Origin of the sequence: Acidovorax radicis N35 (assembly GCF_000204195.1) — a bacterium.
Taxonomy (GTDB): Bacteria; Pseudomonadota; Gammaproteobacteria; order Burkholderiales; family Burkholderiaceae_C; genus Acidovorax; species Acidovorax radicis.
Genome location: NZ_AFBG01000018.1, coordinates 478,855 through 505,122, shown reverse-complemented (window position 1 = coordinate 505,122; position 26,268 = coordinate 478,855). Strand labels below are relative to the sequence as shown.

General features: G+C 66.4%; 22 protein-coding genes and 1 tRNA gene. 11 read left to right on the top strand and 12 right to left on the bottom strand.

All coding sequences use genetic code 11. From position 1 onward, the window contains the following. The first annotated feature begins 113 nt into the window (after positions 1-113). Positions 114-1,052 (top strand): SphA family protein, encoded by a 939-nt coding sequence (locus tag ARADN35_RS0107950; RefSeq protein WP_010460870.1) that lies wholly within the window; start codon positions 114-116, stop codon positions 1,050-1,052. A gap of 2 nt (positions 1,053-1,054) precedes the next feature. Here ARADN35_RS0107950 and ARADN35_RS0107945 read toward each other — a convergent pair whose 3' ends face one another. Beyond that, entirely contained in the window at positions 1,055-2,194 is a 1,140-nt protein-coding gene (locus ARADN35_RS0107945; protein WP_010460869.1) for a helix-turn-helix transcriptional regulator, read from the bottom strand. A gap of 166 nt (positions 2,195-2,360) precedes the next feature. Here ARADN35_RS0107945 and ARADN35_RS0107940 point away from each other — a divergent pair, with 166 nt between their 5' ends. From ARADN35_RS0107940 to ARADN35_RS0107900, 9 genes are all read left to right on the top strand, one after another. Beyond that, the gene (locus ARADN35_RS0107940) at positions 2,361-4,025 is read left to right on the top strand and encodes an amidohydrolase (protein WP_010460867.1); all 1,665 of its coding nucleotides are present in this window, start codon (positions 2,361-2,363) and stop codon (positions 4,023-4,025) included. Continuing rightward, positions 4,022-5,089, top strand: coding sequence for a CobW family GTP-binding protein (locus ARADN35_RS28680; protein WP_010460866.1), 1,068 nt, complete (start codon positions 4,022-4,024; stop codon positions 5,087-5,089). Before ARADN35_RS0107940 ends, ARADN35_RS28680 begins: the two co-directional genes overlap by 4 nt. Before the next feature lie 22 nt (positions 5,090-5,111). Then, on the top strand, positions 5,112-6,416 hold the full coding sequence (locus ARADN35_RS0107930) for an ABC transporter substrate-binding protein (RefSeq protein WP_010460864.1): 1,305 nt from the start codon (positions 5,112-5,114) through the stop codon (positions 6,414-6,416). 11 nt (positions 6,417-6,427) lie between these two features. Further along, a complete protein-coding gene (locus tag ARADN35_RS0107925) occupies positions 6,428-7,153 on the top strand; it encodes an ABC transporter ATP-binding protein (RefSeq protein WP_010460862.1) in 726 nt (241 codons plus the stop codon). After that, a complete protein-coding gene (locus ARADN35_RS0107920) occupies positions 7,140-7,838 on the top strand; it encodes an ABC transporter ATP-binding protein (protein ID WP_010460860.1) in 699 nt (232 codons plus the stop codon). Before ARADN35_RS0107925 ends, ARADN35_RS0107920 begins: the two co-directional genes overlap by 14 nt. Before the next feature lie 6 nt (positions 7,839-7,844). Beyond that, positions 7,845-8,711 carry a branched-chain amino acid ABC transporter permease gene (locus ARADN35_RS0107915; protein ID WP_010460858.1) on the top strand — a complete coding sequence of 289 codons (867 nt, stop codon included), beginning with the start codon at positions 7,845-7,847 and terminating at the stop codon, positions 8,709-8,711. Next, the gene (locus ARADN35_RS0107910; protein WP_010460856.1) at positions 8,708-9,664 is read left to right on the top strand and encodes a branched-chain amino acid ABC transporter permease; all 957 of its coding nucleotides are present in this window, start codon (positions 8,708-8,710) and stop codon (positions 9,662-9,664) included. The genes ARADN35_RS0107915 and ARADN35_RS0107910 overlap by 4 nt, the downstream gene beginning before the upstream one ends. After that, the gene (locus tag ARADN35_RS0107905; protein WP_010460854.1) at positions 9,661-10,800 is read left to right on the top strand and encodes an ABC transporter substrate-binding protein; all 1,140 of its coding nucleotides are present in this window, start codon (positions 9,661-9,663) and stop codon (positions 10,798-10,800) included. The genes ARADN35_RS0107910 and ARADN35_RS0107905 overlap by 4 nt, the downstream gene beginning before the upstream one ends. A gap of 375 nt (positions 10,801-11,175) precedes the next feature. After that, a complete protein-coding gene (locus tag ARADN35_RS0107900; RefSeq protein WP_010460852.1) occupies positions 11,176-12,282 on the top strand; it encodes an ABC transporter substrate-binding protein in 1,107 nt (368 codons plus the stop codon). Positions 12,283-12,373: 91 nt separating this feature from the next. Here ARADN35_RS0107900 and ARADN35_RS0107895 read toward each other — a convergent pair whose 3' ends face one another. The 10 genes from ARADN35_RS0107895 to ARADN35_RS0107850 all read right to left on the bottom strand — a co-directional run bounded on the left by ARADN35_RS0107895 (position 12,374) and on the right by ARADN35_RS0107850 (position 24,303). Then, entirely contained in the window at positions 12,374-13,177 is an 804-nt protein-coding gene (locus ARADN35_RS0107895) for an SDR family NAD(P)-dependent oxidoreductase (RefSeq protein WP_244265858.1), read from the bottom strand. A 51-nt stretch (positions 13,178-13,228) separates the two neighbouring features. Then, the gene (locus tag ARADN35_RS0107890) at positions 13,229-14,041 is read right to left on the bottom strand and encodes an SDR family oxidoreductase (protein ID WP_010460847.1); all 813 of its coding nucleotides are present in this window, start codon (positions 14,039-14,041) and stop codon (positions 13,229-13,231) included. Next, positions 14,038-15,426 (bottom strand): transaminase, encoded by a 1,389-nt coding sequence (locus tag ARADN35_RS0107885; protein ID WP_010460846.1) that lies wholly within the window; start codon positions 15,424-15,426, stop codon positions 14,038-14,040. The genes ARADN35_RS0107890 and ARADN35_RS0107885 overlap by 4 nt, the downstream gene beginning before the upstream one ends. A 44-nt stretch (positions 15,427-15,470) precedes the next feature. Further along, positions 15,471-16,142: an HAD-IA family hydrolase gene (locus tag ARADN35_RS0107880; RefSeq protein WP_010460845.1), complete on the bottom strand. Its 672-nt coding sequence runs from the start codon at positions 16,140-16,142 to the stop codon at positions 15,471-15,473. Continuing rightward, positions 16,139-17,425, bottom strand: a complete 1,287-nt coding sequence (locus ARADN35_RS0107875; RefSeq protein WP_010460844.1) for a Tm-1-like ATP-binding domain-containing protein — start codon at positions 17,423-17,425, stop codon at positions 16,139-16,141. Before ARADN35_RS0107875 ends, ARADN35_RS0107880 begins: the two co-directional genes overlap by 4 nt. Then, positions 17,422-18,789, bottom strand: coding sequence for an aminotransferase class III-fold pyridoxal phosphate-dependent enzyme (locus ARADN35_RS0107870; RefSeq protein ID WP_010460842.1), 1,368 nt, complete (start codon positions 18,787-18,789; stop codon positions 17,422-17,424). Before ARADN35_RS0107870 ends, ARADN35_RS0107875 begins: the two co-directional genes overlap by 4 nt. 14 nt (positions 18,790-18,803) lie before the next feature. After that, on the bottom strand, positions 18,804-20,264 hold the full coding sequence (locus ARADN35_RS0107865) for an NAD-dependent succinate-semialdehyde dehydrogenase (RefSeq protein ID WP_010460841.1): 1,461 nt from the start codon (positions 20,262-20,264) through the stop codon (positions 18,804-18,806). Between the two features lie 668 nt (positions 20,265-20,932). Continuing rightward, a tRNA-Val gene (locus ARADN35_RS0107860) sits at positions 20,933-21,009 on the bottom strand. A 112-nt stretch (positions 21,010-21,121) separates the two neighbouring features. Further along, positions 21,122-23,335, bottom strand: coding sequence for a RelA/SpoT family protein (locus ARADN35_RS0107855; RefSeq protein ID WP_010460838.1), 2,214 nt, complete (start codon positions 23,333-23,335; stop codon positions 21,122-21,124). Next, positions 23,332-24,303 carry an alpha/beta fold hydrolase gene (locus tag ARADN35_RS0107850; RefSeq protein WP_029413685.1) on the bottom strand — a complete coding sequence of 324 codons (972 nt, stop codon included), beginning with the start codon at positions 24,301-24,303 and terminating at the stop codon, positions 23,332-23,334. The genes ARADN35_RS0107855 and ARADN35_RS0107850 overlap by 4 nt, the downstream gene beginning before the upstream one ends. Before the next feature lie 117 nt (positions 24,304-24,420). On the opposite strand from ARADN35_RS0107850, the gene ARADN35_RS0107845 reads away from it, so the two are divergent. Next, the gene (locus tag ARADN35_RS0107845) at positions 24,421-25,203 is read left to right on the top strand and encodes a 3-hydroxybutyrate dehydrogenase (protein ID WP_010460836.1); all 783 of its coding nucleotides are present in this window, start codon (positions 24,421-24,423) and stop codon (positions 25,201-25,203) included. A gap of 163 nt (positions 25,204-25,366) precedes the next feature. On the opposite strand, the gene ARADN35_RS0107840 is transcribed toward ARADN35_RS0107845, so the two are convergent. Beyond that, positions 25,367-26,080 (bottom strand): SIMPL domain-containing protein, encoded by a 714-nt coding sequence (locus ARADN35_RS0107840; protein ID WP_029413684.1) that lies wholly within the window; start codon positions 26,078-26,080, stop codon positions 25,367-25,369. Between the last annotated feature and the right edge of the window lie 188 nt (positions 26,081-26,268).

Sequence of the window (26,268 nt, the reverse complement as noted above, 5' to 3'; positions counted from 1 at the left end):
CAAACCCTTAGCGCGCTCTATCCCGTTTGGTAGGTGATGCCGCGGCACCCGATCCCTAACCTCAAACCCCAGACAAACGCTTTCATCCACCCCTGAACGAAGAGACGACTTCCATGCAAATCGCATCCCTGACCCTGCGCAAAACCCTGGTGTCTGCCAGCGCCCTGAGCCTGGCCTGTGCGGCACACGCCGTCGAGAACGGCGCGCCGATCACACCCATCGGTGTATTCGAGTTCGGCGCCGGCATGCTGCCTCCGCCCTCCGACGTGGCCACCGTGGGCGTGCGGGCAGCCCAGTACAGCGCCACACGGCTGAAGGACACCAACGGCAACGCAGCCCCCGTGGGGATCAAGATCCGCGCCAGCAGCGTCGGTGCCGCCGTGGTGAAGATGACCGACACCCCGCTGCTGGGCGGTACCTACGGCTTCTCCGCGGTCGTGCCCTACCTGGACATGCAGAACCGCCTGACGGTCCCCACGCCCGTCGGACCGCTGGACCTGCGGGGGGAGAACCGCGCGATCGGCGATGTGCAGGTCGCGCCGGTGATCGTCAAGTGGACCCCCTCGCCTGGCGTGTTCATGAACGCGCGGGTGGAACTGCAATTGCCCACCGGCTCCTATGACCGCACCCGGATCATCAACGCCGGCACCAACCACTGGACGGCCTCGCCGACCTTTGCATTCACCTACATCACACCGGGCGGGTTCGAGGTGTCGTCCAACATCCAGGTGAATGTGCACGGCAAGAACAAGGACACGCAGTACCGCTCGGGCATGGAGTACCAGCACGACTTCGCCGTGGGCCAGCATGCAGGGGCTTGGACCTTCGGAGTCGGCGGCTATCTGTACAAGCAACTGACGGATGACAAGGCCAACGGAGCCCGCTTCCAGGATGGCAACCGCTCGCGTGTGGTGGCACTGGGCCCCACCGTCAGCTTCTTTGAACTGGGTTCCGACTGGCCGCTGATCTGGGCCCATGTCTACAAGGAGTTCGGCGCGCGCAACCGCGCACAGGGTACGCAGTTTGCCGTGCGCGCAGCCTGGACTTTCTGAGTTCAGCGCCCCCTCGAATTGCCAGAGCCCGACAGATGCGCAGCTGCCGAAGAAAGCACCAGGCGGACCAGATCGGACTGGCGATGCTGCCCCGTCTTGGCCTGTATCTGCTTGAGCTGCACGCGCGCTGTCCCCACCGATACGCCACGCTGCAGCGCGTAGTCCTCGACGGAGCTGCCCGTTGCCAACGCACCAAGCAGGCGCGCCTCGGTCGGCGTCAGCCCGAACAGGTTCTCCAGCGCCCCCAGGGGCAAGTCCAGTGCCTGGTCCGCTGCGGAGATGACGAGCACCAGCGCCCCGGCGCCACCCGATGCCTGGGCCGCCACGTGCAAGGCACCGGTGCCCTGCCCCATGCGCAGGTAACCAACGGTCTGGGCGGGGGCAACCCGCAGCCTGGCGAGCTCGGCCAGCAGCCGCTGGGTTTCTGCGGCATTGCGGCCATGCAGGGATTCTCCGCGCAGGGTCAGTGCCGAATCGGCGCCGAGCAAGGCCAAGGCGTGGCGATTGGACCATTGCACGCAGCCTTTGTCGTCGCTCAGCACGATGCCAAAGCGCAGGCAGTCCATCAGCTCGCGCAGGCGCTCATCCCGCTCCACCGATGCGGTGAGCTGCTCCGTGAGCAGAAACGCCTGCCCCAGATGCGGCGCCAGATCGGCCAGCCGATTGGCGTGCTGTTCGTTGAAATCCTCGAAGTCCGTCACGGATCGGTGCAAGGCCAGGCCCAGGTACATCCCCCGGCCCACGTCCTGCAGCGTGCCGATGAAGCGGCCCAGCCCCAAGGTCGCCAGCCGCTGCTGGAGCATGGGCCGCGCCTCGTCACCCGGTTCGAACAGCACTTCGTCGCCCGCTACCCGGTCCAGCCCGCGCAATGCGCGGCGATGGTTCAGCCGCGGATTGTCATCGGCCAGGCCCTGGGGTTCGTTGGCCAGCCCCGCCAGCGTGCGGGAATCTCGCGCGGTCCAGAGGATGTGGGCCTGGCCCTGCTCGAAGCGGAAGGCCTGCACCACCGCAGAGCAGGCCCCCGTGGTGGCGCACAGCCTGTCGAGCGACTGGGTCCAGCGCGATGGCTGCGCCGCACTGGCATACAGGTCCAACAGCAGCTCATCGGGTTTGCTCAGGTAGGCGGAAGGGCCATTACGCATAAGAAGAGTTTCTCGACGCCAGGCGCCATGAATTCGTACACAGCGCCGGCGGCACCGCGCGCCGGCCAGCAGCCATCGACAGCCCAGAGCGTACCGAACGCCCCAGGGCTTGCAACGGTGGATTCCCTCGTTTCATTCCATTGACCTCCAGACCCCCCAACCATCCATGACCACCGACGCCACCCCTTTGCCGACGCTGATCCTTCACCATCCCCGCATCTTCACCATGGCGGCGAGCCGCCCCTGGGCCGAAGCAATATCCGTGCAGGAGGGCCGCATCGTCGCCGTCGGGACGCTGCAGGAGGCCCAGGCCGCACTGCCCGACGCACAGGTGGTCGACCTGCCTGGCGCGATGGTGGTCCCCGGGCTGCTGGACGTGCACAACCACTTCGTCTGGGCTGGCCGCGCGGAGCTGTACGAAATGTTCGTGCCGCCCTTTTTCAGCCTCGACCAGGTGCTGGCAGCCGTGCGCGGTGCGGCCGCGGGCAAGGCCCCCGGGGAATGGATCGTGGGCGGCATTTGGGGCTCGTCCCTGATGGACCAGCTCGACCAGAAGGCCCGCCAACGGCTCGACGAAGCGGCCGGCGGCCGCCCCGTGATGCTGCGAGACGATTCGCACCACAACCGATTCGTCAGCAGCGCCGCCCTGGAGGCCGCCGGCATACAGGACGACACGCCGGACCCGACCAACGGCCGGATCGTGCGCGACCCGGCCACAGGCGCGGCCACCGGGCTGCTCCTGGAAGCCGCTTGCAGCCTGGTGGAGATCGCGCTTGCCAAGGCCATGGATGCGACCCCGCATCTGGACGTGGAGGCTGCCGCACACGCGATCAAGCGGCTCAACGCCTGCGGCGTGACCGGTATGCAGGAAGCCCTCACCACCCGCGCGGTGCTGCGCGCGGTGAAAGCGCTGGAAGACCAGGGGCGCCTGAGTGCCTGGGTCGTGGGCTCCGTACCCGTGACCGAAGCGCCGCTGGCACCCGGCGAAGCCGGCGAAGAGTTGCTGGCCCTGCGCGAGCAGTTCCGCAGCAGGCACTTCATGCCCGATGCGGGCAAGATCTTCCTGGACGGCGTGCCCACTTCGCGCACCGCCGCCATGCTGGAACCCTACCTGCCCGACGCCGTGCACGGCTGCTGCTTTCGCGGCGGCACCACCCTGACCGTGCCGCAGCTGGCCAAGGTGCTGGCCGACAGTGAGCGCCGGGGAATCCGCGTCAAGATCCACTGCACGGGTGACGCATCGACGCGTGCTGCGCTCGATGCCATCGATGTGCTGCGCAGCTTCAATGGTCCCGGCCTGCGCCACCAGATCGCCCACGCCAGCTTCGTCGATCCGGCAGAGATCCCGCGTTTTGCCGAGCTCGATGTGGTGGCCGATCTGTCGCCCCCGCTGTGGTTTCCCAGCGTGATCATCGAGGCCATCCGCAGCGCGGTGCCCCAACCGCTGGTGGACCGGATCGCGCCGATCCGCTCGCTCATCGACGCCGGCGCGCTGGTCGCCGGGGGATCCGACTGGCCCGTGGTCCCGGACCCCAGTCCCTGGCCTTCCATCCAAGGCATGGTGACGCGCCGTGATCCGACGGGCCGCCTGGACGGCGCCCTGTGTCCCGAAGAAGCGATTGGCGTGGAAGAAGCCCTCAGGGCCTACACCATCCAGGCGGCGCAGGCCACCGGCCTGGCGCACCTGACCGGCTCAATCGAAGTGGGCAAGTCTGCCGACCTGGCCATCCTGGACACCCTGCTGTTCGACGTGGACCCGGGCCAGCTGGGTGCCACGGAGGTGCTGCAGACCTGGTTCGAGGGCCGCTGTGTCCATGGAGCGACCGCATGACGGACGACCCGCGCGTTCCCGTCATCGTGCTGACGGGCTTTCTGGGCAGCGGCAAGACCACGCTGCTGCACCAGCTCATGCAGCGTGCCGAATGGCAGGACACCGCCGTCATCGTCAACGAGTTGGGAGCAATGGGCCTGGACCACCTGCTGGTACAGCACGTGGCGCCGAATGTGCAGGTGCTGCCCAACGGCTGCGTGTGCTGCTCGGTCAGCGAGGACCTGGCGCGCACCCTGGCCGATCTGCACGCACGTCGCCAGCAGGGCGCAGTACGGTTCAACCGGGTGGTGGTGGAGACCACGGGCCTGGCGGACCCGATGCCCTTGCTGCACACCCTGGCCACACACGAGGCTCTGGCCGGCCATTTCCGCCTGGAGGGCGTGGCCGTCACCGTGGACGCCTGCAACGGCGCCGCCACGCTGCAGCGGCACGAAGAGGCCCGCCGGCAGGTGGCCATGGCGGACACCTTGCTGCTGACCAAGACCGATCTGGCTGGCGCACGCGACCTTCAACCCCTGACACAGCAGCTCGCACGCATCAACGCGAGTGCGCCGCTGCGCCGGGTGGTGCGCGGTGAACTGGACTCCGAGCACCTGTTCCACCTGGGGCACGAGTTCCTGGCGCTGAAAGACCGCCTGCACGCCCCCCGGGGCCAGCGCCCTGGCTGGCTGCTGCTGGGCAACCCAGGCCGTGGTGGCGCGCGGCTTGCCGCCCCATCCCGCCAGCACCTGTCCCACTCCAGCGACATCACCACCGAATGCTTCGCCATCGACGAGCCGGTGCAGGGCGCAGCGTTCAGCCACTGGCTCGAACTGCTGGCGGCCCTGCGCGGCGAACAGATGCTGCGCTTCAAGGGCCTGATCCACGTCGCCGAAGACCCGGAGCGCCCACGGGTGGTGCATGCCGCCCAGCACCTGATCCATCCGCCCGAGTCGCTGCCGGCCTGGCCCGGCGCGGACCGCCGCTCTCTCCTGGTCTTCATCACACAAGGCATGGAGCCTGGGCTGATCGCCCGCACGCTGTCGAAATTCACCGGCGCCTTTCCCATTCCCTCGCATCCCTGATTGCCATCCCTGGAGCCTCACCATGAACGACCTGACCACCCCCACCCCCTCTGCCGCGCCGCGCCGCCAGTTCCTGAAGAACTCGCTGGCATGGACCGCTGCCAGCAGCATTCCGGGCTTTGCCATCGCGCAGGCCAAGACCCTGCGCATCGGCTACATCACGGCCCTTTCCGGACCGCGCGCGCCCTTTGGCGTCGCCGACCAGTGGCACCTTGCCAAGCTGCGCGAACGGCTCAAGAACGGGCTCGACATCGGTGGACAGACGATACCCGTGGAGATCCTGCTGCGCGACAACCAGTCCGACCCCAACCGCTCGGTGCAGGTGGCCAGCGAGCTTGTGCTGCGCGAAAAGGTCGACCTGATGCTCGTGCAGGACGGTGATGCGTCCACCCCGGCGGGCCAGCTGTGCGACGTGCACGGTATTCCCATGGTCAGCACCATGTCGCCCTGGCAGGCCTTCCTGTTCGCGCGCAACGGCAAGATCAGCAAGGGCTTTCCGTTCTCCTTCCATTTCTTCTGGGGTGCGGACGACGTGGTCAAGACCTTCGTCTCGCTGTGGGACAGCGTGAAGACCAACCGTGCAGTGGGAACGCTCTACATCGACAACCCCCCCGGCGCGGCCTTCGCCGACCCGCTGATGGGCATGCCCCCGGCCTTGAGCAAGGCCGGCTACCGCGAGTCCAACGGCGGGTTCTTCAAGGTCGCCACCGATGACTTCAGCAACCAGATCACGGGCTTCAAGAAGGCTGACGCGCACATCGTCTCGGGCTTCATGTACGAAAGTCATTTCGCCACCTTCTGGAAGCAGGCCCAGCAACAGGGCTTCAAGCCGGAGATCTGTACCGTCGCAGGTGCCTTCCTGTTCCCCAGTGCACTCAAGGCGCTCGGCACGGCTGGCAACGGCATGTCCACCGAGGTGTGGTGGTCGCCGAGCTTTCCCTACAAATCGTCGCTCACCGGGCAGTCAGCCGCCGAGTTCGCGGGCGAGTGGGAGAAGGACACCGGCAACCAGTGGACGCAGCCACTGGGCTACGCCCACGCGCTGTGGGAGGTGGGCCTGCATGCGCTCAAGACCGCCAGCAACCCCTTCGACCGCAAGGCCGTGCGCGATGCCATCCAGAACACCACGCTGGAAACACTGGTGGGCCGCGTGGACTTCAAGGGCAGCCCGATCAAGAGCGTGGCCAAGACCGCACTGGCGGGAGGCCAGTGGCGCCGCGCCGCGGCAGGTGCCAAGTCTCCCTATGAACTGACGGTGGTCAACAACGCACTGGCGCCCGGCTTGCCGCTGGGTGGCCGGCTCGAGTTGCTGTCGCAACTCTCCTGAGGGAACACCACGTGACGCTTCAAGTCAGAGGCCTGTGCAAGGCCTACGGCCAGGTGGTGGTGGCCGATGCGATCGATATCGATCTGTCGGTGGGCCAGTGCCTGGGCGTGATCGGGCCCAATGGGGCCGGCAAAAGCTCCCTTTTTCACCTGCTCACGGGCACCGTGGGCGCAGACGCAGGGCACATCGCGCTCGACGGCAAGGTGATCTCCGGCCTGCCGGCCCACCAGCGTGCGCGCCTGGGCGTGGCACGCGCCTTCCAGGTACCACAACCGTTCGGCAACCTCACCGTTTTCCACAACGTGCTGGCCGCAGCGACCTTTGCGGGCGGGCTGCGCGGCGACGCGGCAGCGCAGGCGGCTATGGCGGCCCTGCAACGCTGCAGCCTGGACAAGATGGCCCAGAAAACGGCCGGGGCGCTGCCCCTGCTGGACCGCAAGCGCCTGGAGATGGCCAAGGCGGTGGCCGCCCAACCCCGGCTGCTGCTGCTCGACGAGGTGGCCGGCGGCCTGACCGAGCGCGAGGTGCACCAGATGGTGGAGCTGGTCCATGAACTCAAGCAAAGCTATGCCATCGTCTGGATCGAGCACATCGCCCAGGCGCTGCGGGCAGTGGCCGACCGCATCATGGTGCTGCACTTCGGGCGCAAGCTGCTGGAGGACCACCCGGCCACGGTCATGGACAGTGCCATCGTGCGCGAAATCTACATGGGGGTGCCTGCCAATGCCGCTGCTTGACATCGACGCGGTGAACGTCTTTTACGGCGACTTCCAGGCGCTTTCGGGCGTCAGCATTTCCCTCGAGGCTGGCGAAGTGCTGGCCCTCATCGGCGCCAACGGCGCGGGCAAGACCACGCTGCTGCGCTCGATCACGGGGCTGATGGCGCCGCGCCAGGGCCGCATCCGCTTTGACGGTGCCGATGTGGCCGGTATGCCTGCCCAGGCACTGGCCCGGCTGGGCATCGCCATGGTGCCGGAAGGGCGCATGCTGTTCCCGTCACTGACGGTGCAGGAGAACCTGCAGATGGGCACCCTCACCCGCCGCACCGGACCGTGGACGCTGGGCGCCGTATACGACACCTTTCCGGTCCTCAAGGACTTGCGACACCGAAACGCCACGCAGCTGTCGGGCGGGCAGCAGCAGATGGTGGCCATCGGCCGCGCACTGCTGAGCAACCCGCGCCTGCTGCTTTGCGACGAACTCTCGCTGGGGCTTGCGCCCCTGGTCGTCGAAGACATCTACCGCACCTTCTCGCGCATCCGCAGCGAGGGGCTGTCCATCGTGCTGGTGGAGCAGGACGTGGCCCGCGCCTGCGCCGTCTCCGATCAGATGGCCTGCCTGCTCAAGGGGCAGGTCACGCTGCAGGGGGCCAGTGCTGCGGTCAGCAACGCCCAGGTCACTGCCGCTTACTTCGGGGAATGAATGAACATGGAATGGATTTCGACACTGATCAACGGCCTGCTGCTGGGGGGGCTGTATGCCCTGTTCGGGCTGGGGCTGGCACTGGTCTTCGGCGTGATGCGGGTGGTGAACCTGGCGCACGGAGAGTTCATCGTGCTGGGCGCCTATGCCGGCTTCTTCCTGATCGGCTGGTTCAGCCAGGTTCCCGTCTGGGCCATGCTGGTGCCGGTGGTGGTCATCGGCTACCTGTTCGGGTGGCTGCTGCAGGCCTGTGTGCTGAACCGCGCCGTACGAATGGGCAATGTGCTCACGCCCATGGTGCTCACGTTCGGACTGTCGGTGCTGCTGCGCAATGGCATGGTCGAGCTGTTGGGTGCAGACTCGCGCGCCGTGGACGCCGGCGGCCTGGGCAGCGCCAGCATGGACCTGCTGGGCATCTCCGTGGGGCTGTATCCGGTGCTCATGCTGGGCCTGGCCTTGGCCATGTTCGCCACCCTCCAATGGGTGCTGCAGCGCACCGAGTTCGGCCGCATCGTGCGCGCCACGGCCGATTTCCCCGACATGGTGCGGCTCATGGGCGTCAAGCCCGAACGGGTCTTCTGCCAGGTCATGGGGCTGGCTGCGGCGTTTGCCATGGGCGCGGGCTACCTCTTGGCGCAGCGCACGCTGTTCACCCCCTTCTCGGGCGTCGAGCGGATGCTCATCGCCTTTGAAGTGGTGATCATCGGGGGGCTCGGTTCGTTCTGGGGCGCCATGGCTGGGGGACTGGTGCTGGGCGTGGCGCAGCTCTTCGGGCAGCGCATCGACTCCAACGCCGGCTCCCTGTATGCCCACCTGCTGTTTCTGGCAACCCTGGTGTTCAAGCCCAACGGCCTGGCGGGGGGACGCAAATGAAAAAGCCATTGCTCCTGGTGTTGGCGTGGCTGGTGCCATGCACCCTGGTGGCCGCACTGGCGCCGCGCTGGCTGGACGCCGGCATGATGCGGCTGGTGAGCGAAGTGCTTCTGGCCATCTGCATGGCCCAGATGTGGAACCTGCTGGCGGGGTACGGCGGCCTGCTGTCCCTCGGCCACCAGCTGTTCATCGGCATCGGGGCCTACGCCCTCTTTGATTTCACGCAACGCACGGGCCTCTCGCCCTACCTGGTGCTGCCGGTGACGGGTGTGCTCGGGGCTCTGGCGGCGATGGTGGTCGCGCCGGCGCTGTTCCGCCTGCGCGATGCGTATTTTTCCATCGGGATCTGGGTGGTGGCCGAGATCGTCACGCTGCTGGTCTCCAAGACACCGGCGCTCGGCGGCAGTGCCGGCCTGACGCTGGACATGTCCATGCTGGAGGACATCGAGCAGTTTGCCCAGGTGAGCTTCTGGCTGGCATGCTCCCTGGGCATCGGTGCCGTCGCTGGCCTGTACCTGCTGATGCAGTCGCGGCTGGGCCTGGCCGTGACCGCCGTGCGTGACAACGAGGTGGCCGCGCGCAGCATCGGCATCGATGTGCAGCGCGTGCGCTTGATCACCTTCGTCATCTCCGGCGCCGTATGCTCGCTGGCCGGCGCGGTGTACTTCATGGGCGGCATGTTCGTGGTGCCTGGTTCGGCATTCGACATCAACTGGGTGGTGATGATGCTTTTTGCCACGATGATCGGTGGCATCGGCACGATCGCCGGGCCGGTGGTCGGCGTCCTGGTGTGGTTCGGCCTGCGGGAGCTGCTGGCAGCTTCGCTGGGCATTTCCGGGGGTTGGTACCTCATTGCCATGGGCTGCGTGGCCATGGCGGTGAGCCTGTTGGCGCCCCGCGGACTCATCGGTCTGTGGCCCCCCATGGGCACGGCCAGGCGGGTGGCACCATGAAGCGGCCCATGCTCGCCGCGGGGCTGGTGCTGTGCGCAAGCGGCGCCTGCGCCCAGGCCAGCGACAAGCCCCCTATCGTGGTGGGCGCCGTGAGCAGCCTCAGCGGCCCCGGAGCGTCCGCGACCAGCGTGCAGGCCGCCCGGGCCTACTTCGACACCATCAACGCCGCTGGAGGCGTGCAGGGGCGTCGCATCGAGTACACCGTGGTCGATGACCAGATGAACCCCGAGAGCGCCCACAAGGGGGCCTCCCGACTCATCGACGACGCTCGCGTGGTCGCGCTGGCAGGGGGTTCCAGCGTGCTGGAGTGCGGCGTCAACCATGCCCGCTATGCCCAGGCCAGGCTGTTCAACCTTCCAGGCGCCGGCGTGGACCCGGCCTGCTTTTCGTCGACGCACATCGCGCCCATGAATGCCGGCCCCTACGTGTCCACCGCCAATGCGCTGACCTTTGCCTACCGGGTGCTGCAGCACCAGCGGATCTGCGTCGTCTCCCCGGCCCTGCCAGGCATGACGGAAGCCTTCGAGCAGACCGTGCAGGACTGGGCCCGGCGCATGTCCGCACCCGCGCCATCGCTGGACGTCTACCGCCTTGAAGACCCGCTGCCCGGCGTGGTGCAACGCGTCAGCGCCCGGCAATGCCAGGTGCTGGTCTACACCGGTCCGGAAGGGCCATCGCTCGACTGGATCAAGGCCAGCCACCCGGCGATGGCGAAGACACCGATCATCCTGCTCACCGCGTCCTACACCTCCCAGACCGCCAGGGCGCTGAGCGCCTGGTCGGGCGAGGGCATCTATGCCATGGCGGAATTCGATCCCTGGTCCAGCAGCTCGATGCAGACCGCGGACTGGCGGCGGCTGCTGGTCTCGCGCCAGGTGGAGCCCAGCTCGCTGTCCCAAGGGGGCTACATCGCCGCCCGTGCACTGGTGCACGTGATGATGGGAATGGAGGGGCCGATCACCCGGGCCTCCGTGTCCCAGGCACTGGAGCGCATGCCGGCATGGCGCGGCGGCATGATGGACAAGCCGTTCCACGTCGGCGCCAACGGACAGCATGCCCTGAACCGCAGCGCGCTGCCGATGCGCCTGGTCGACGGAAAGTGGCGCATCGCCCACCACGACTGGATCAGCTACTGATGCCGACCCCTTCCGTGACCCTGGCGGGTCGGGATCGACAGTGACTTGGCCGGAATCTGCGGCCCCTCCAAAAGCCCTCGTCCAGCCAGGCAGCGGAGGAGCCGTGAGCGATACCGATAGCGCTCATGCCAACCGCAAACCACCAACGCGCAAGGGCCCATCGTCAAATTTCGACGCTGGAGTGGAACCAAAACTAGTTATTTTGTATCACTACATTTCCGTAGCACAACTTTCCCATGGAGAGGTGTTCACGGAGGTTTGATCATGCCTTCACGCCACCTCTTCCTGGCGCAAGGAGCAGACCTTCCAGTGCTTGATCGTCCCAACAGGCTGATTGAGTTGCCAAGTTAACCCCAACGCATCGTGGAACCCCATATGACTTTGACCACACCTGAACCGCTGATTTCACGCCGATCCGTTTTGGCAGCAGCAGTAGCTGCACCGTCCGTTCTGGGCACCAGCCGCGTCTTTGGCGCAGACCAGGAAACACGATCACTGGACGGGCTGTACCGGTCCGCCAAGGCGGAGGGCGGCAAGCTGGTTGTGTATGCAGGCGGCGACACACCCCAGCAACAGGACGCGACCAAGGCGGCGTTCTTGAAGCGGTTCCCGGACGTGGACATCAAGATCGTCGTCGACTACAGCAAGTTCCATGACGTACGCATCGACAATCAGCTGGCCACCGGAGGGGCAGTGCCCGATGTCGTGCAGTTGCAGACCTTGCAGGACTTCACGCGCTGGAAGAAGGAAGGTCGCCTGCTGCCGTTCAAGCCCGAGGGCTTCGAGCAGGTCCACGATCTTTTCAAGGACCCGGACGGCGCCTGGAATGCGGTCGGCATCATCGCCTTCAGCTACATGCACGACGTGTCGGCTGGCGGCCCCGCCAGCCCCGCTGATTTCATCAAACCGCAATGGCGCGGCAAGATGGCATCGTCCTATCCACACGACGACGATGCGGTGCTTTTCCTCTACAAGCTCTATGCAGAAGCTTATGGCTGGGACTGGGTGAAGGCCCTGGCATCGCAGGACATCCAGTTTGCGCGCGGATCGCACACCCCGAGACTGGCCGTGGCAGGCAAGCACAGAGCCATCGGCATCGGTGGCTCCGGGTCGCTGACCGCGACGAACCAGCCCGTTCGCTGGGCCGTGGCGCAGGACCACCCGTTCATGGCGTGGGGACAGCGGGTCGCCATCCTGAACGGCGCCAGGAATACGAGTGCCGCCAAACTCTACGTCAGCTGGCAGTTGTCCGCGGAGCGCCAGAAGGAGTCTTCCAATGGCTGGTCCATCCGAAAGGATGTCCAGCCTGCAGGCGGATTGCGGCCGATCTGGGAATACCCGAACGCGAATCTCGAAGCTTTTCCCCGCTTCATGGAAAACCGCGCCGAAGTGGAAAGCTGGAAGCAGACCTTTGCGCTGTATTTCGGCGAGGTACAAGGCGATCCCACTCCAGGTCGGCTTGGACTGCGGCCCGGCGCCTAGGCAGACCAGCGCCGCCAGGCTGCAGCGCTCAATCGACCGGCTGCGGCGCATCGCACCCGTGCTGCACGGCAGCGACCGCCCGCTGCGGCGTTCAATGCGCGCGGGCTGTGGCAGGGGTGCGCGCACCGCCGTCCGCCACCAGCACAGCGCCGTTGACGAACGAGGCGTCGTCGCTGGCAAGGAAGGCGCAGGCTGCCGCCATCTCCATCGGCCTCGCCATCCGGCCCAGGGCGATGCGCGCGACCGTGCGCTCCTCGGCCTGCGCCTGGGTGACGCCCCAGGCCTGCGCCATGTCGTGCAGCTCGCGCTCGCTCATGGGCGTGCGCACCCATCCAGGGCACAGCGCATTCACCCGCACGCCCCGGGGCCCGCACGACGTGGCCGCGGACCGCGTGAGCGCAACCACGGCCGCCTTGCTGGCGGCGTAGCTCGCCATGCCGGCACCGGCGTTGAAGGCCGCCACGGACGCGATGTTCACCACCGCGCCGCTGTTGCGGGCCAGCATGCCGGGCAGTACGGCCCGCATCAGGCGCATGGTTCCCGTGGTATTGACATCCAGGGTGCGCATCCATGCCTCGTCGGTGATGCTGGCCGCATCGTCGTTGAGCACCATGCCTGCGGCATTGACCAGCACGTCCAGTTGCCCGTGCAGGGCCAGTGCGTGGGCCACCGCCGCCTGCACCTGCGCCTCATCGGTGATGTCGCATGGCAACGCGGTGCCACCCCAATCGGCGGCGACCCGGGCCAGCAGATCCCATTGCAGGCCCACGGCAACGACCTGGGCACCCTCGGCGCGCAGGCGCTGCACTAGGGCGGCGCCGATGCCGCTGGCCGCACCACTCACCATGGCCACCTTTCCAGCAAAGCGTGGCTCCATCACGGGCTTATCCAACACAAATACCTCCTGTTCGGTCCATGCGTTCTCCCCGAAACCGGCAACCAAGGGCTATCCGGGTGCCGGTGGGTGGTTGAAGAACGGGCTCTCCGGCAGGGTGGATCCGCCGTCGACCACGATGGTCTGCCCCGTGATGTAGCGCGCCGCGGGGCTGGCCAGGAAGCGCATGGCATGCGCAATGTCCTGCGGCTCACCCAGTGCGCCCGCCGGGATGAAGCTGGCGATGCGCGCGGCCCGCGCAGGATCGGAGAGCAGCGAACCGCCCTGCTTGGCGATGTAGCCCGGCTCCACGCCGTTGACCGTGATGGCGTCGCCAGCCAGCTCCAGCGCGGCACTGCGGATAAAGCCGTTGACCCCGGCCTTGCTCGCGGCATAGGGTGCACTGCCCGGCATGGCCACGCGCGGCCCGGTGACGGACGATGTCACCAGAACCCGCCCGCCGCCGCGCCGGCCCGCCGCACGCAGATGCGGCAGCGCGGCCTGCGTGAGCCAGAAGCAGGCCTTGAGGTTGACCGCCAGAGTCTGGTCCAGGTCCGTATCGTCCACGGACTCGAGTGCGCACCAAGGGTTGATGGCGGCGTTGTGCACCACGATGTCGAGGCGCCCCCACTGCGCCACAGTGGCTGCGACGGCCGCCTCGGCCTGGGCGCGCCGGCCGATGTCGCATGCCATGGCCAGGGCCTGCAAGCCCTCGGCACGGATTCCCTCGGCAATGCCCTCGCCCGCTGCTTCGGTGCGGTTGGCGATCGTCACGCAGGCGCCGGCACGCGCAAACTCCTGGGCGATGGCCGCGCCGATGCCGCGCCCGCCACCGGTCACCAGGGCCACACGCCCGTCGAGCCGAAACCGGTCCGCTGCGCTCATGCCAGCAGTTCCACGACCAGCCCTTCGAACGCGCTGTTGTGCCGGTCCACATCCTCCACCGTGGTGCCGGGGCAGCACAGCATCATGTTGTGGAACGGGGTGATGAGCACACCGCGGTTCATGAGGTACAGGTGCAGCAGGGCTTCCAGATCGCTGTTGCGGTGCAACTTCACCTCGCTTGCATTGCGCGGCTCGTCGGGAGCAAACAACGTCTCCACCCGCGCCCCGACGCGTGTGGCATGCCAAGGCAGGCCATGCAGGGCAATGGTGTTGTTCACACCCCGGTGCAGGCGATCGCTCAGTACCAGCATGCGCTCGAAAGCCTCCTCGGTCAGCACCTCGCCAAGCACGGCCCGCATCACCGCCACCGTGAGTGCATTGCCCGCCAGCGTGCCGCCCATGCCCGCGTGCGCGCTTTGGCGCACGGTCGGGTGCACGGGTGGCAGCACCTGCCAGACACGCTCGGCCATGGCCTGCGACAGGCCGAACGCCGCTGCGGGAATGCCGCCCGCGATGGCTTTGCCCAGCACGAACATGTCCGGCTCCAGGCCCATGGTGCGGGACGCGCCTCCCGGGCCGCTGGAGATGGTGTGGGTCTCGTCGATCACGAGCACGGTGCCCGTCTCGCGCGTCAGGCGGCGCAGCTCGGCATGGAACCCTGGCTGGGGTGCGATCATCCCGTAGTTGGTCATGGCCGGCTCGGCCAGCACGCAGGCCACGTCGCCCTTGCGCAGTGCAGCCTCCAACGCGGCCACGTCGTTGAACTCCACGACCACCGACAGGTCCGCATGCGGAAAGAAGTTGTGGTGCAGGCCATTGCGCATGTGCAGCGCACCCTCCCGCAGCTCGACGTGGGCCTCTTCCACATTGCCGTGGTAGGCCCCCGAGAAGATGAGCACGCGGGGCCGGTTGGTGACCATGCGCGCCAGGCGGATGCAGGCGCGGTTGGCGTCGGTGGCAGATGTCGTGAGATTCCAGTACGGCAGCGCAAAGCGGCGCGCAAGCTCCTCGCCCACCCATTCGGCGTCGCCATTGGGGAGCATCAGGGACGTACCCACACGGGCCTGGCGGGCCATGGCCTCGACGATTGCAGGATGCCCATGGCCGCACATGCCGCCCGTGTCCCCCAGGCAGAAGTCCACGTACTCATTGCCATCGACGTCCGAAAAGCGCACCCCATAGGGGCGTTGCAGGTCCTCTATGTACACCGGCCAGCCACCGATCCAGCGGCGCATCCAGTGGGATGGCGCGCCATAGAGCCAGCTGTTCTTGCCTTGGGCATAGAGCTCGCCCGAACGGGCATGGGTGGTGGCGTAGCGGGCCTGTTCGGCCTGCATCAGCTGCGCGATGCGTTGGGCGGACACGCCTGAAACAGTATCGGTCATGGGTTCGATCAAGAAAGAAAGGATGGATGTGAAGGCCTGCCAGCTCAGGCTGCCAGCAAACCGGGGCGTGCCACGCCCAGCAGGTCCAGCGCCTTGCCGAACGATGCTGCGGGCTGCAGCACGTCGAAATGCACCACCTGCAGGCCGGCAAGCTGGCCACCATGGGCGTTGCGCAACTGGTCGTCCACGAAGACGCACTCACTGGCGGGAACGCCGAGTGCCTCTGTCACAGCCGCATAGGCGCGCGGATCGGGCTTGAGGACACCGGTGTAGGTGGCGTCCACAATCACCTCGAACGCCTGCAGCAAGGGCAAGCGGCTGCGAAAGTCGGCACCGTAGAACAGATCGAGTTCGTTGGAGAGGATGGCAAGCCGCTTTCCGGCCGCCTGGGCCGCCCCGATGGCGGCCACGGCTTCGGGGCGTATCACCGCCTGCACATCGGTGCCGCGCGCCCGCTGCACAAAGGTCTCCATCAGGCTCCACTCCTCGCCCACCAGCTGCCCCACCTCGCGGGTGCGGGCCATCCAGTAGTCGCGCTCGCTGAGCTTGTCGGCCTGCATGTCCTGCCACAGCGCATCGCTGGCCGGATCGAAGGGGCCGCGCCAGGTCAGCACGCCAGGGGCAAGGCCCAGGGCCTTCTCGGTCAGGTCGTGCGTCTCGAACAGCATGCGGCTGACCACGCCGCCAAAATCCAGCACCAGGGCCGATGCGGTCATGCCGTGACCTCCGCCGTCGCTGCAGCCAGAACGCCGGGCGCGACCCGCCCCTCGCGCACCCAGGTGTCGAACACGTCGAGCACAGCCCGCACGAAGGCTTCGTCATTGATGTGGGCATCCACGCAGCGGACCGATGTGCCGGGGGATACCGCGCCCACCATTTCCTCCATGAATGCGGCAAGGCCTGCCGGGTCATGCATCGGCTCGCCGGGCCGGTCCCACTCCTCGATACCGCGCGCCGGCAGCAGCAGGCAGGTGGGGCCGGATGCCTGCGCCAGGCGTTCCGCAACGGTTCGCGCGACCCGGCGACGCAAGTCGTGCTTGGCACCCACCGACGCGAGCAGGCGGTTGTGCTCATGCACCGGCCGGCCTGCATACCCGTCAGGTCGCCGCGTCCAGGCCGCGAAGTCCACCATGTCGGTCGCTCCCGGGGCGACGATCTGGGGAATGCCGGCGCTGCCGGCGCCCAGCAGGCGGTCGCCGCCAGCGCTCACGCAGCTGTCGGCCAGGTGGTTCACCACCTCCTGCAGGCTGAAGTCCATGACGCAGGCAAAGTAGCCGCGCCGCGCCAGGTCTTCAAAGGCGCGCCCGCCCATGCCGGTGGTGTGGAACACGGCCAGCTCGTACCCCCGCGCTTCCAGTTCGGGCTTGAGGCGCTTCATGTAGGTCAGCGCGCTGGAGCCGAGCGACGTCATGCCCACCACGGGCCGGGGGTCTGGCGCCACCGGGCACGCCCGGCATGCCCCCACCACGGCCCCCGCGGCCTGGCCCAGTGCCGACTTGCACAGGCGGTTCAGCCCATACAGGCCGCCCGCCCACAACTGCATGATGAGGTCTGCGGGAATGCGCTCCGGCGGGATCAGTGGCGAGTAGGCGATGGTCGACAGCACCAGCTTCGGGCAGCCCAGGGGCAGTGCATTGGCAACGTCCAATGCGAGGTCGGTCCCCATGGTGCCGCCCAGGATCAGCACGCCATCGAAGCGTCCCTCCATCTGCCATTGGGTGGCGAGCAACGATGCACCACGGGCCATGAGCCGCATGGAGGTGTTCTCGTCACCGCTGTCCATCACCTGGCGCAGCGTCATGCCCGCAGCGGCCGCCACATCGCTGTTGAGGATGTCCGGCGTGAAGCCGCCGCGGCCCAGCACCCCGACATCCATCACCAGGGCCCTGGCGCCACAGTGCTCGACCGATTCGCGCAGGAAGGCGATCTCCTCGCTCTTGGTATCCACCGTGCCAATCAGCAGGATGACCGGCGCACGGCCTGCAGGCGCCGGGTTCACAATGCGGCCTCCACCGCCGCGAACGCGGCCTCCAGCACGGAGCACAGGTGATCGATTTCTTCGAGCGATATCACCAGGGGCGGCGAGAGAATCAGGTTGGGCCCGGAGATCCGGACCATCAGGCCGCGCCGGTAGGCCTCCCGGGCCACCCGGCCCGGAATGTCGCTGCTGCGCGGCATGGGCGTGCGCAGTGCCTTGTCCTGCACCATCTCGATGCCCAGCATCAACCCCACGCCGCGCACGTTGCCGACAAAGCTGCAGGTCTGCTCCAGCCTGCGCAGGCGCTCCTGCATCACGGCGCCCACGCGGGCGGCGTTGCCCGGCACATCCAGGGTCTCGATCTGGTCGAGCGTGGCCAGTGCCGCGGCGGCGGCCACGGGGTGCGCGCTGTAGGTGTAGCCATGGCTCACGGCGGCCTGGCCGGTTGTGTCCTCGTCGAACACCCTGGCCACCTTGCTGGAGATGGCGGTTGCTCCCAAGGGCACGTAGCCCGAGCTGATGCCCTTGGCCAGGCACCACAGGTCGGCGTTGACGCCCCACAGCCGGGTGCCGAACAGATGGCCGGTGCGCCCGAAGCCGGTTACTACCTCGTCAGCGATCAGCAGCACCCCGTACTTGTCGCAGATCCGGCGCACTGCAGGCCAGTAGTTGGCCGGTGGCACGATCACGCCGCCGGCGCCCTGCACAGGCTCGGCGATGAAGGCCGCCACGGTATCGGGCCCCTGGAAGATGATCTCGCGCTCCAGCAATTGGGCGCAGATCTCTCCCAGCGCGACCGGGTCCTCGGTGTACGGGTTGCGGTAGAGCCAGGGCGTGTCGATATGGAAGCAGCCGGGCAACAGCGGCTCGTAGGCGCGGCGGAAGTTGGTGTTGCCGTTCACGCTCATGCCGCCAAAGTGCACGCCGTGGTAGCCCTGGCGCAGGCTGATGAACTTGAAGCGGTCGGCCTGCCCGCGCAACTTGTGATACTGCCGCGCGATCTTCAGGGCGCCCTCGACCGCATCGGAGCCGCCATTGGAGAACAGCACGGCCGACACGTCATCAGGCTCCATCAGCTGGACCATGCGGGCCGACAACTCGATGGCACGCGGGTGCGTGGTGCCGCGGAACACGTTGTAGAAGGGCAGCTCGTCGAGCTGGGCCACGATGGCATCGCGCACGGGTTTGGCGCTGTGCCCCAGGTTGCTGCTCCACAGGCCCCCGACGCCGTCAAGCATCCGGTGCCCGTCCACATCCCAGATCCAGCAGCCTTCGCCGCGTGCCACGATGTCTGGCGGGTTCTTCTTCATGGCGGCCGGGTGTGCCATGGGGTGCCAGAGATGGCGGCCGCTGTCTGCCTTGAGTTGTTCGATGGTGCTGGTCATGGTGCTTACTTTCTTCAGAACGGCGTGCCTACCGTGATGGTCTTGATCTCTGTGTAATGCAGGAGGCCCTCGGCCCCCATCTCTTGCCCCAGGCCGCTTTCCTTGTGGCCACCGAAGGGCAGCTCGGGCTGAGAGACGCCAAAATGGTTGATGCCCACCATGCCGGCCTCGATGCCCTCGCCCAGCTGGTGCGCAGCATGCAGGTCGCGCGTGAAGGCATAGGCGCCCAGCGCATAGGGCAGTGCGTTCGCTTGGCCGATAGCACCTTCCAGGGTGTCGTAGGGCTGGATAACCGCAATCGGGCCGAACGGCTCCTGCTGCATCAGGCGGGCGCTGGCAGGTGCGTCCGCAAACACCGTGGGCTCAAAGAAGAAACCGGGGCGCTCGACCCGATGGCCGCCGGTGAGCAGGCGCGCGCCCTGGCTGACGGCATCGTCCACAAAGCGCTCCATGTCTTCGATGCGGCGCGCGTGGGACAGCGGCCCCATCTGCGTGGCGGCATCCATGCCCGGCCCCAGGCGCAGGGCCTTCGCCGCCGCGCTGAAGCGCTCGGAGAAAGTGCCCAGGTGCGCACGCGGCACGTAGAAGCGGATGGGCGAAGCACACACCTGGCCGGCATTGCGGTACTTGGCGGCCACCGCCTGCTTGAGCACGAAATCCATCGCGCCGCCTTGGCACATGTCCTCGCACACGATGACCGGCGCATGTCCGCCCAGCTCGCCCGTGAAGCGCTTCACATGCGCTGCCGCCTGGACTCCCAGCAGCTTGCCCACGGCCACCGAGCCGGTGACGGACACCTTGGCGATCTCCGGCCGCTCGATGAGGAAGGACGAAACCTGCGCCGGGTCGCCGCACACGAGGTTGATCGCATCGGCAGGCACGCCGGCATCCAGGAAGCACTGCACCAGCAGCATGCAGCTGCCCGGTGTTTCCTCGGCCGGCTTGATGACCACGCTGCAACCCGCCGCGAGCGCGCTACCCAGCTTGCGGCTGGGCAGGTTGACCGGGAAGTTCCACGCGGTGAAGGCCGCCACCGGGCCCACAGGCACCCGCGTGACGGTGTGCGAAAGAATGCCTTCCACCCGGGGGGCCACCGCCCGGCCATACAGGCGCTTGGCCTCTTCCGCCTGGAAATCGATGATGTCCGCCGACAGCGTGACCTCGCGCCGGGCCTCGCTCAGCGGCTTGCCCTGTTCCAGGGTGAGCACGGTGGCGATCGCATCCACCCGCTGGCGCAGCAGCTCGGCAGCGCGGCGCAAGACCACATAGCGGTCATGCGGGCGCACCCGGCGCCAGGCCTGGTAGCCGCGCTGTGCCGATTCGGCGGCGGCCGCCAGCTCAGCCGGGCCGGCCAGCGGCAACAGCCCGAGCTCCAGGCCGGTGGCAGGGTTGATGACGGGGCGAAAGCCACCGCTGGTGCGGTCAATCCAATGGCCGGCCACATGCAAGGCCAGCGAGGGGTAAGGAGAAGTCATGGTGTCCAGAGGTCAAAAACGACGGCACCTCGAAAGCGCCGAACGACCGCTGAACGATAGGTTTTGATGGCTGCCGGACGTGATCAATATCCGGCAATTGCGGCATAGGCGTTTACCCTAATTTCGCCATTCATACGACCTGCCCAGGGGCAGGTACGAGGGACGGGGCGTAAGACGCACCAAGCAGCGGAGGTTTTCCCCTGGGCTGGAACTAAATTCGGCGGTCAAGGAGAACTGTTGATTTCCACGCAGAAGTGACCCACCAACCGCCAGACCAATATCGTATTTGTTGACGCCCCCAAGAACCGCACGGAAACCCTCGTTCTTCGCCTCAAGGAGGCCGGGCTTCTTTGTACTGGCCTATATACCCCGCGCTTTGTCAGGCATACGGATGTCACAGGGCATGACATCGGACAGGCGTTAGAAATCTTCAAGCAGGTGGTTTAAATACCCTGGCCTACTTGGTGTTGGGTCTCACAGAGGTCGTACAGCGCTTGGTCACCCGCCGCCCCAGATATGCGAAAAACTCTAGCTGACAGGCACACAGAAAAGTAAAGCGGCCCCTTGAGAGGAATGCATTTTTCCGTACTTTTTCCGCATGAACAAACAAAAATGCCCGCTTGTTAGCGGGCATTTTTGTTGCAAGCCCTGGTTTAGCTTGCGATGTTTGGTAGGCGCGATTGGACTCGAACCAACGACCCCCACCATGTCAAGGTGGTGCTCTAACCAGCTGAGCTACGCGCCTGTCGTTGTTTAGCTTTCGATTATAGCCATAAAAATCGAGGCTCCATTCAAAATAGAACACTACATGGCAAAGACTGCCTGCGGCGCGCTGCCCATCCCCCTGAAGCAGAAATTCAGCGCCTGCGCGCGGAGCGCACTCCAGACACGCCAGCCACGATGCCCAGCACCTTGTTCAGGCGGCCCGAGTCAGCCACTTCCACGGTGAAGGTCATCCACGCCGTGCCTTTCACCGACTGGGTCTGCACGCCGATCACATTGGTCTTCTCGCGCGCAAACACTTCGGAGATGTCGCGCAGCAGGCCCTGGCGGTCGGCGGCTTCCACAGCGACGTCCACGGGGTACACGGCCGCAACCGCCGCCGACTTGGAGGCGCCCCACTCCACCTCGATGACGCGTTCGCCGCTGCGTGCCGTCATTTCCCGAAAGTTGCTGCAGTCGGCCCGGTGCACGCTCACGCCCTTGCCACGCGTGACAAACCCACGGATCAGATCAGGAGGAGCGGGTTTGCAGCACTTGGCCAGCTGGGTCATCAGCGAATCGATGCCCACCACCAGCACACCGCCCTTGGGGGCGGCATCGTTGGTGCGTGTCTTCTTGAGCAGCAGGTAGTCGTCGGGTTGCAGGACCGGCTCTGGCGGGCGCAGCACCGTTTCGATGTTGCGCAGCGAGAACTCGTCCTTGCCCACCACTTCAAACAAAGCATCGGCGGACTTGAAGCCCAGCTGCACCGCCAGGTCATCCAGTTTGACGGAGGTCTTGCCCTCGCGCTGCAACAGCTTTTCGACCGCCTCGCGGCCACGGGCCACGGTTTCATGGGTGGCCTGGGCGTTGAACCAGGCGCGCACCTTGGCCTTGGCGCGGTTGCTGGTGAGGTAGCCCAGCTCGGCATTGAGCCAGTCGCGCGAAGGGCGGCCCTCCTTGACGGTGGAAATCTCCACCGTCTGCCCGTTTTGCAGCGGTGTGTTGAGCGGCACCATCGCGCCATCCACCCGGGCGCCCCGGCAGCGGTGCCCCACACTGGTGTGCACGGCATAGGCAAAGTCCACCGGTGTAGCGCCCTGGGGCAGCTCCACCACGGCGGCGTCTGGGGTCAGCACATAGATGCGGTCTTCAAACAGGCCCCGGTTGGGCAAGGCGCCCGAGAGATCGCGCTCCCAGGCCAGCAACTGGCGCAGCACCGCAATCTTGGCGTCGTATTCGCCCGTGGCCGAAACCCCTGCATAGCCCTTGCTGCCCGCCTCCTTGTAGGCCCAGTGCGCCGCAACGCCATGTTCGGCATGGTCGTGCATGGCCTGGGTGCGGATCTGGATCTCGATGGGTTTTCCGTGGTCGTCGCGCACGATGGTGTGCAGCGACTGGTAGCCGTTGGGCTTGGGCTTGGCGATGTAGTCGTCAAACTCCTCCACAATGGGCTTGAACTGCTCGTGCACCCAGCTCAGGGCGGCATAGCAGTCCTTCACTGTGGGCACGACCACGCGCAGCGCACGGATGTCGAACACTTGGTCAAAGTTGAGCGACTTGCCGCGCATCTTCTTGACGATGCTGTAGATGTGTTTGGGGCGCCCCTGCACGCTGGCGCTGATGCTGCGCGCGCGCAGGTCAGCTTCGAGCCGGGCGCGCAGCTGCTCCATGTAGACCTCGCGCTCGCCGCGCTTTTCATCCAACAGGCGAGCCACTTCCTTGTAGGTGTCGGGCTCCAGGAAGCGGAACGACAGGTCCTCCAGCTCCCACTTGACCTGCCAGATGCCCAAGCGGTTGGCCAGCGGCGCAAACACCTGCAGCGACTCGCGCGCCAGGCTGGGCGATACCGGGCGTTTGCTCGCCGCATGAAAGCGCAGCGTCTGCAGGCGCGAGGCCAGGCGCAGCATCACCACACGCAGGTCGCGCGAGAAAGCGAGCAGCATCTTGCGCACGTTCTCGGTCTGCACAGCAGGGTCTTCCAGGTGCTCGGCGGTGCGGGCCTGCTGCTGCACGCGCATGAGCTTGGTGGTCTCTACCGCCAGTGCCGCAAAATTTGCGCCGAAGGCCTTGGCAATCACCTCTTCGGGCTTGTTCAGGTGGATGCACGCATGCACCAGATAGCTGGCGGCCTGCATGGCCTCCGAGCCGCCAATGCCCTTGAGGATGGCGGCCACGGCATCGGCGTGGGCCAGTGTGTTTTCGCCGGAATCCAGCGTTTCGCCGGCCATCAGGGGTTCAGCAAAGGCTCGCGCACGCGACAGCGCGTTCACCTGCTCGGGCAGCGTGTGCGCGGTGGCGGCAATGAGCTGGGGGACGGCGTCGGTCTGAGGGGTGTGGGACGCCTGTGCGGGAGGGTAGGTTTTCATCCGGCCACAGCACCTTCCGCCGCCAGCAGGAAGCCCGTGACCGCAGCCACCTGATCGACCGCCACCAGCGTGGGCGCATGCCCTACACCTTCAAATTCGACCACTTGCGCGCGGGGCCCACGCTGCGCCATGGCCAAAGCGGTTTCACGCGACAGCAGGTCCGACTGCGCACCGCGCAGCAACAGGGTGCGCGCCGTGATGTGGTCATACAGCTGCCACAGCATGGCCTCGCCCGCCACCGCAGACTCTTGCGTCAGTGTCTTGAACGGCACAGCGATGGCGGGGTCGTAGTGCAGCGTGATGCCGCCACCGGCAGTTTCCGGCACCGCACGCACCATGGCGCGCGACAAATCCAGCCACTGCTCGGGCGAGTGGGGGCCAAAACTGCTGGAAATAGCCCACATGGCATCAGCCGCTTGCTGCAGCGATTCAAACCGCGCCAGTTGCCCCAGGTACAAGCCGATGCGCTGCAGGGCCTCCCACTGGATGACGGGACCCACGTCGTTGAGCACCAGCCTGCGCACGGGCACCGGCAAGGGCAAACCTGGCTGCCCCACGATGGCCAAGCCGATCAGCCCGCCCATGCTGGTACCCACCCAGTCGAGGGTGGTGATAGGCGCTTGCTGGTGCAGTTGGGCCAGCAGGGCCAACATGTCGGCGGCGTACTGGGGAATCTGGTAACCCATCGGGTCGGCAAGCCAATCGCTCTGGCCGCGCCCGACCACGTCGGGGCAGATCACACGGGCATGCTGGCTCAACGCACGCGCCAGGGTGTCGAAGTCGCGCCCCTGGCGCGAGAGGCCATGCACACAGACCACCACGTGGGGATGCGCCGGGTTGCCCGTGGCATTCCACTCCCAATACGCCACGCGGTGGTGTGTAGCCTCGGATGTGGAAGAGTTACCGGAAGACACCACAGGCGCCCCGGGGCCAGGGCACAGTACGTAGTTCAGCGTAGGTTCAATCATGGGTGCGAAATCCGGGGGGCAGCGCTTGATAATGCAAGTGAAAGTCGGCTCGCATCGCCAGGCCATGCAAGCCGACTTTTCCTTGCGTTGCATCGTAATTCATTCGGAGAGACTCTCATGCTGAAAGGCAAAACTGCACTCGTCACCGGCTCCACCAGCGGCATTGGCCTTGGCATCGCCAAGGCGCTGGCCCGCCAGGGCGCCAACATCGTGCTCAATGGCTTTGGTGATGTGGATGGCCCCCGCGCCGAGGTGTTGGCGGCTGGCGAAGCTGCTGGTGCCAAAGTGGCCTACCACGGTGCGGACATGAGCCGCGTGTCCGACATCGAAGACATGATGAAGTACAGCGCCGCGCAGTTTGGGCGCGTGGACATTCTGGTGAACAACGCAGGCATCCAGCACGTGGCCAATGTGGAGGACTTCCCCGTGGAACGCTGGGACTCGGTGATCGCGATCAACCTCACAAGTGCCTTTCACACCTCGCGCCTGGCGCTGCCGGCCATGAAAAGCGCCGACTGGGGCCGCATCATCAACCTGGCTTCGGTGCACGGCCTGGTGGGCTCGGCACAGAAGGCCGCGTACGTGGCGGCCAAACACGGCATCGTGGGTCTGACCAAGGTCACCGCGCTGGAGAACGCCACCAGCGGCGTGACCTGCAACGCCATCTGCCCCGGCTGGGTGCTGACACCCCTGGTACAAAAGCAGGTGGATGCCAAGGCGGCCGAACACGGCCTGTCGAACGAAGACGCCAAAAAGCTGCTGCTGGGCGAAAAGGAGCCCTCCATGCAGTTCACCACGCCCGAAGAACTGGGCGAACTGGCCGTGTTCTTCTGCTCCCCCGCCGCCAACAATGTGCGTGGCGTGGCATGGAACATGGACGGCGGCTGGGCAGCGCAATGAAGGCAACAACCCCCTGAGCGGCTGCGCCGCATACGCTGCTTGGCGGCCCTTGCGCGGCACCTGCTGGGCGGGGACGTGCCAGTTCAGGCGCTGCAGGGAACTATAAAATTGATAGCTACCAGCGCTTGTTGAATAAGCGCTGGTAGCCAATTTTTCTCAAGAATCAGCGCATCTGCACAGAACCCGACACGTTCACGATAACCTGGGCCTTGCCCGCCTCGACCGGCACGGCGGAATCGGAGAACGAGCCCGCCTTGGCCTCCATGGCCATCATGCGCGGACGGGGGCCAGGCACCATCTCGTTGCTGTTCACCGCCACCTCGCGCAGGCTGTAGTTGCTGAAACCAAAACCCTTGGCCAGCTCGGCAGCGCGGGCCTTGAACTGCTCGATGGCCTGGGTCTGGGCCTCGCCCTCCACCTTGGCCCGGGCCTCGCGCGACAGGCCGAAAGCCACATTGCTGATGGCCAGGGTCTGGATCTTGCCGGCCGTGGCCGTGATGCGCGCAAAGTCGCGGCCTTCCAGCACCAGCTCGGCACGGCCCTGCCAGCCGTTGATCTTCCCGTCCTTGCCATAGCGCGGGTACAGCCCGAACGGGCCGGTACGCACATCCAGCTGGCCCGGCTGGGCGTTGCGCTTGGCTTCGGCCAGGGCCGCGTCCAGCGCCTGCTTGAGTTGTGCCTGCACCGTGGCAGCGTCGGCGGCTTCCTTGCTGGTAGCCAGATTGAGCACCAGCAGGTCCTGCTGCACTTCCACCGTGCCCGTGGCCGACAACTGAACGATGTTGCGCAGTTCGGTGGTTGGTGAATTTTGTGCAAAAGAAGCTCCAGCGCATGCAATCAATGCGCTGACAGCTATCAATTTAGTAGTAATTTTCATCACAAAGGTGTCCTTGATATCGGTGCACGGTCCGGGGCCGGGCCATGCGGGGCACCACCTTAACCGCACTGCCCGCCCACTGCGATGAAGCCCCTCCACCGCGCGTGCGAAGCTGGGCAAAACTTGTAACAGTTGGTCAAACCCACCCCCAAAACCCGAACTTCGGCGTTCCAAGTGGTCAGAATCGG

Excerpts from the sequence above, each read along its gene's own strand:
- ARADN35_RS0107915 (WP_010460858.1), top strand. The coding sequence starts at position 7,845 with ATGGAATGGATTTCGACACTGATCAACGGCCTGCTGCTGGGGGGGCTG.
- ARADN35_RS0107855 (WP_010460838.1), bottom strand. The coding sequence starts at position 23,335 with ATGAAAACCTACCCTCCCGCACAGGCGTCCCACACCCCTCAGACCGAC.
- ARADN35_RS0107910 (WP_010460856.1), top strand. The coding sequence starts at position 8,708 with ATGAAAAAGCCATTGCTCCTGGTGTTGGCGTGGCTGGTGCCATGCACC.
- ARADN35_RS0107865 (WP_010460841.1), bottom strand. The coding sequence starts at position 20,264 with ATGACTTCTCCTTACCCCTCGCTGGCCTTGCATGTGGCCGGCCATTGG.
- ARADN35_RS0107850 (WP_029413685.1), bottom strand. The coding sequence starts at position 24,303 with ATGATTGAACCTACGCTGAACTACGTACTGTGCCCTGGCCCCGGGGCG.
- ARADN35_RS0107945 (WP_010460869.1), bottom strand. The coding sequence starts at position 2,194 with ATGCGTAATGGCCCTTCCGCCTACCTGAGCAAACCCGATGAGCTGCTG.
- ARADN35_RS0107870 (WP_010460842.1), bottom strand. The coding sequence starts at position 18,789 with ATGACCAGCACCATCGAACAACTCAAGGCAGACAGCGGCCGCCATCTC.
- ARADN35_RS0107840 (WP_029413684.1), bottom strand. The coding sequence starts at position 26,080 with ATGAAAATTACTACTAAATTGATAGCTGTCAGCGCATTGATTGCATGC.
- ARADN35_RS0107880 (WP_010460845.1), bottom strand. The coding sequence starts at position 16,142 with ATGACCGCATCGGCCCTGGTGCTGGATTTTGGCGGCGTGGTCAGCCGC.
- ARADN35_RS0107890 (WP_010460847.1), bottom strand. The coding sequence starts at position 14,041 with ATGAGCGCAGCGGACCGGTTTCGGCTCGACGGGCGTGTGGCCCTGGTG.
- ARADN35_RS0107885 (WP_010460846.1), bottom strand. The coding sequence starts at position 15,426 with ATGACCGATACTGTTTCAGGCGTGTCCGCCCAACGCATCGCGCAGCTG.
- ARADN35_RS0107905 (WP_010460854.1), top strand. The coding sequence starts at position 9,661 with ATGAAGCGGCCCATGCTCGCCGCGGGGCTGGTGCTGTGCGCAAGCGGC.
- ARADN35_RS0107845 (WP_010460836.1), top strand. The coding sequence starts at position 24,421 with ATGCTGAAAGGCAAAACTGCACTCGTCACCGGCTCCACCAGCGGCATT.
- ARADN35_RS0107930 (WP_010460864.1), top strand. The coding sequence starts at position 5,112 with ATGAACGACCTGACCACCCCCACCCCCTCTGCCGCGCCGCGCCGCCAG.
- ARADN35_RS0107920 (WP_010460860.1), top strand. The coding sequence starts at position 7,140 with ATGCCGCTGCTTGACATCGACGCGGTGAACGTCTTTTACGGCGACTTC.
- ARADN35_RS28680 (WP_010460866.1), top strand. The coding sequence starts at position 4,022 with ATGACGGACGACCCGCGCGTTCCCGTCATCGTGCTGACGGGCTTTCTG.
- ARADN35_RS0107900 (WP_010460852.1), top strand. The coding sequence starts at position 11,176 with ATGACTTTGACCACACCTGAACCGCTGATTTCACGCCGATCCGTTTTG.
- ARADN35_RS0107940 (WP_010460867.1), top strand. The coding sequence starts at position 2,361 with ATGACCACCGACGCCACCCCTTTGCCGACGCTGATCCTTCACCATCCC.
- ARADN35_RS0107950 (WP_010460870.1), top strand. The coding sequence starts at position 114 with ATGCAAATCGCATCCCTGACCCTGCGCAAAACCCTGGTGTCTGCCAGC.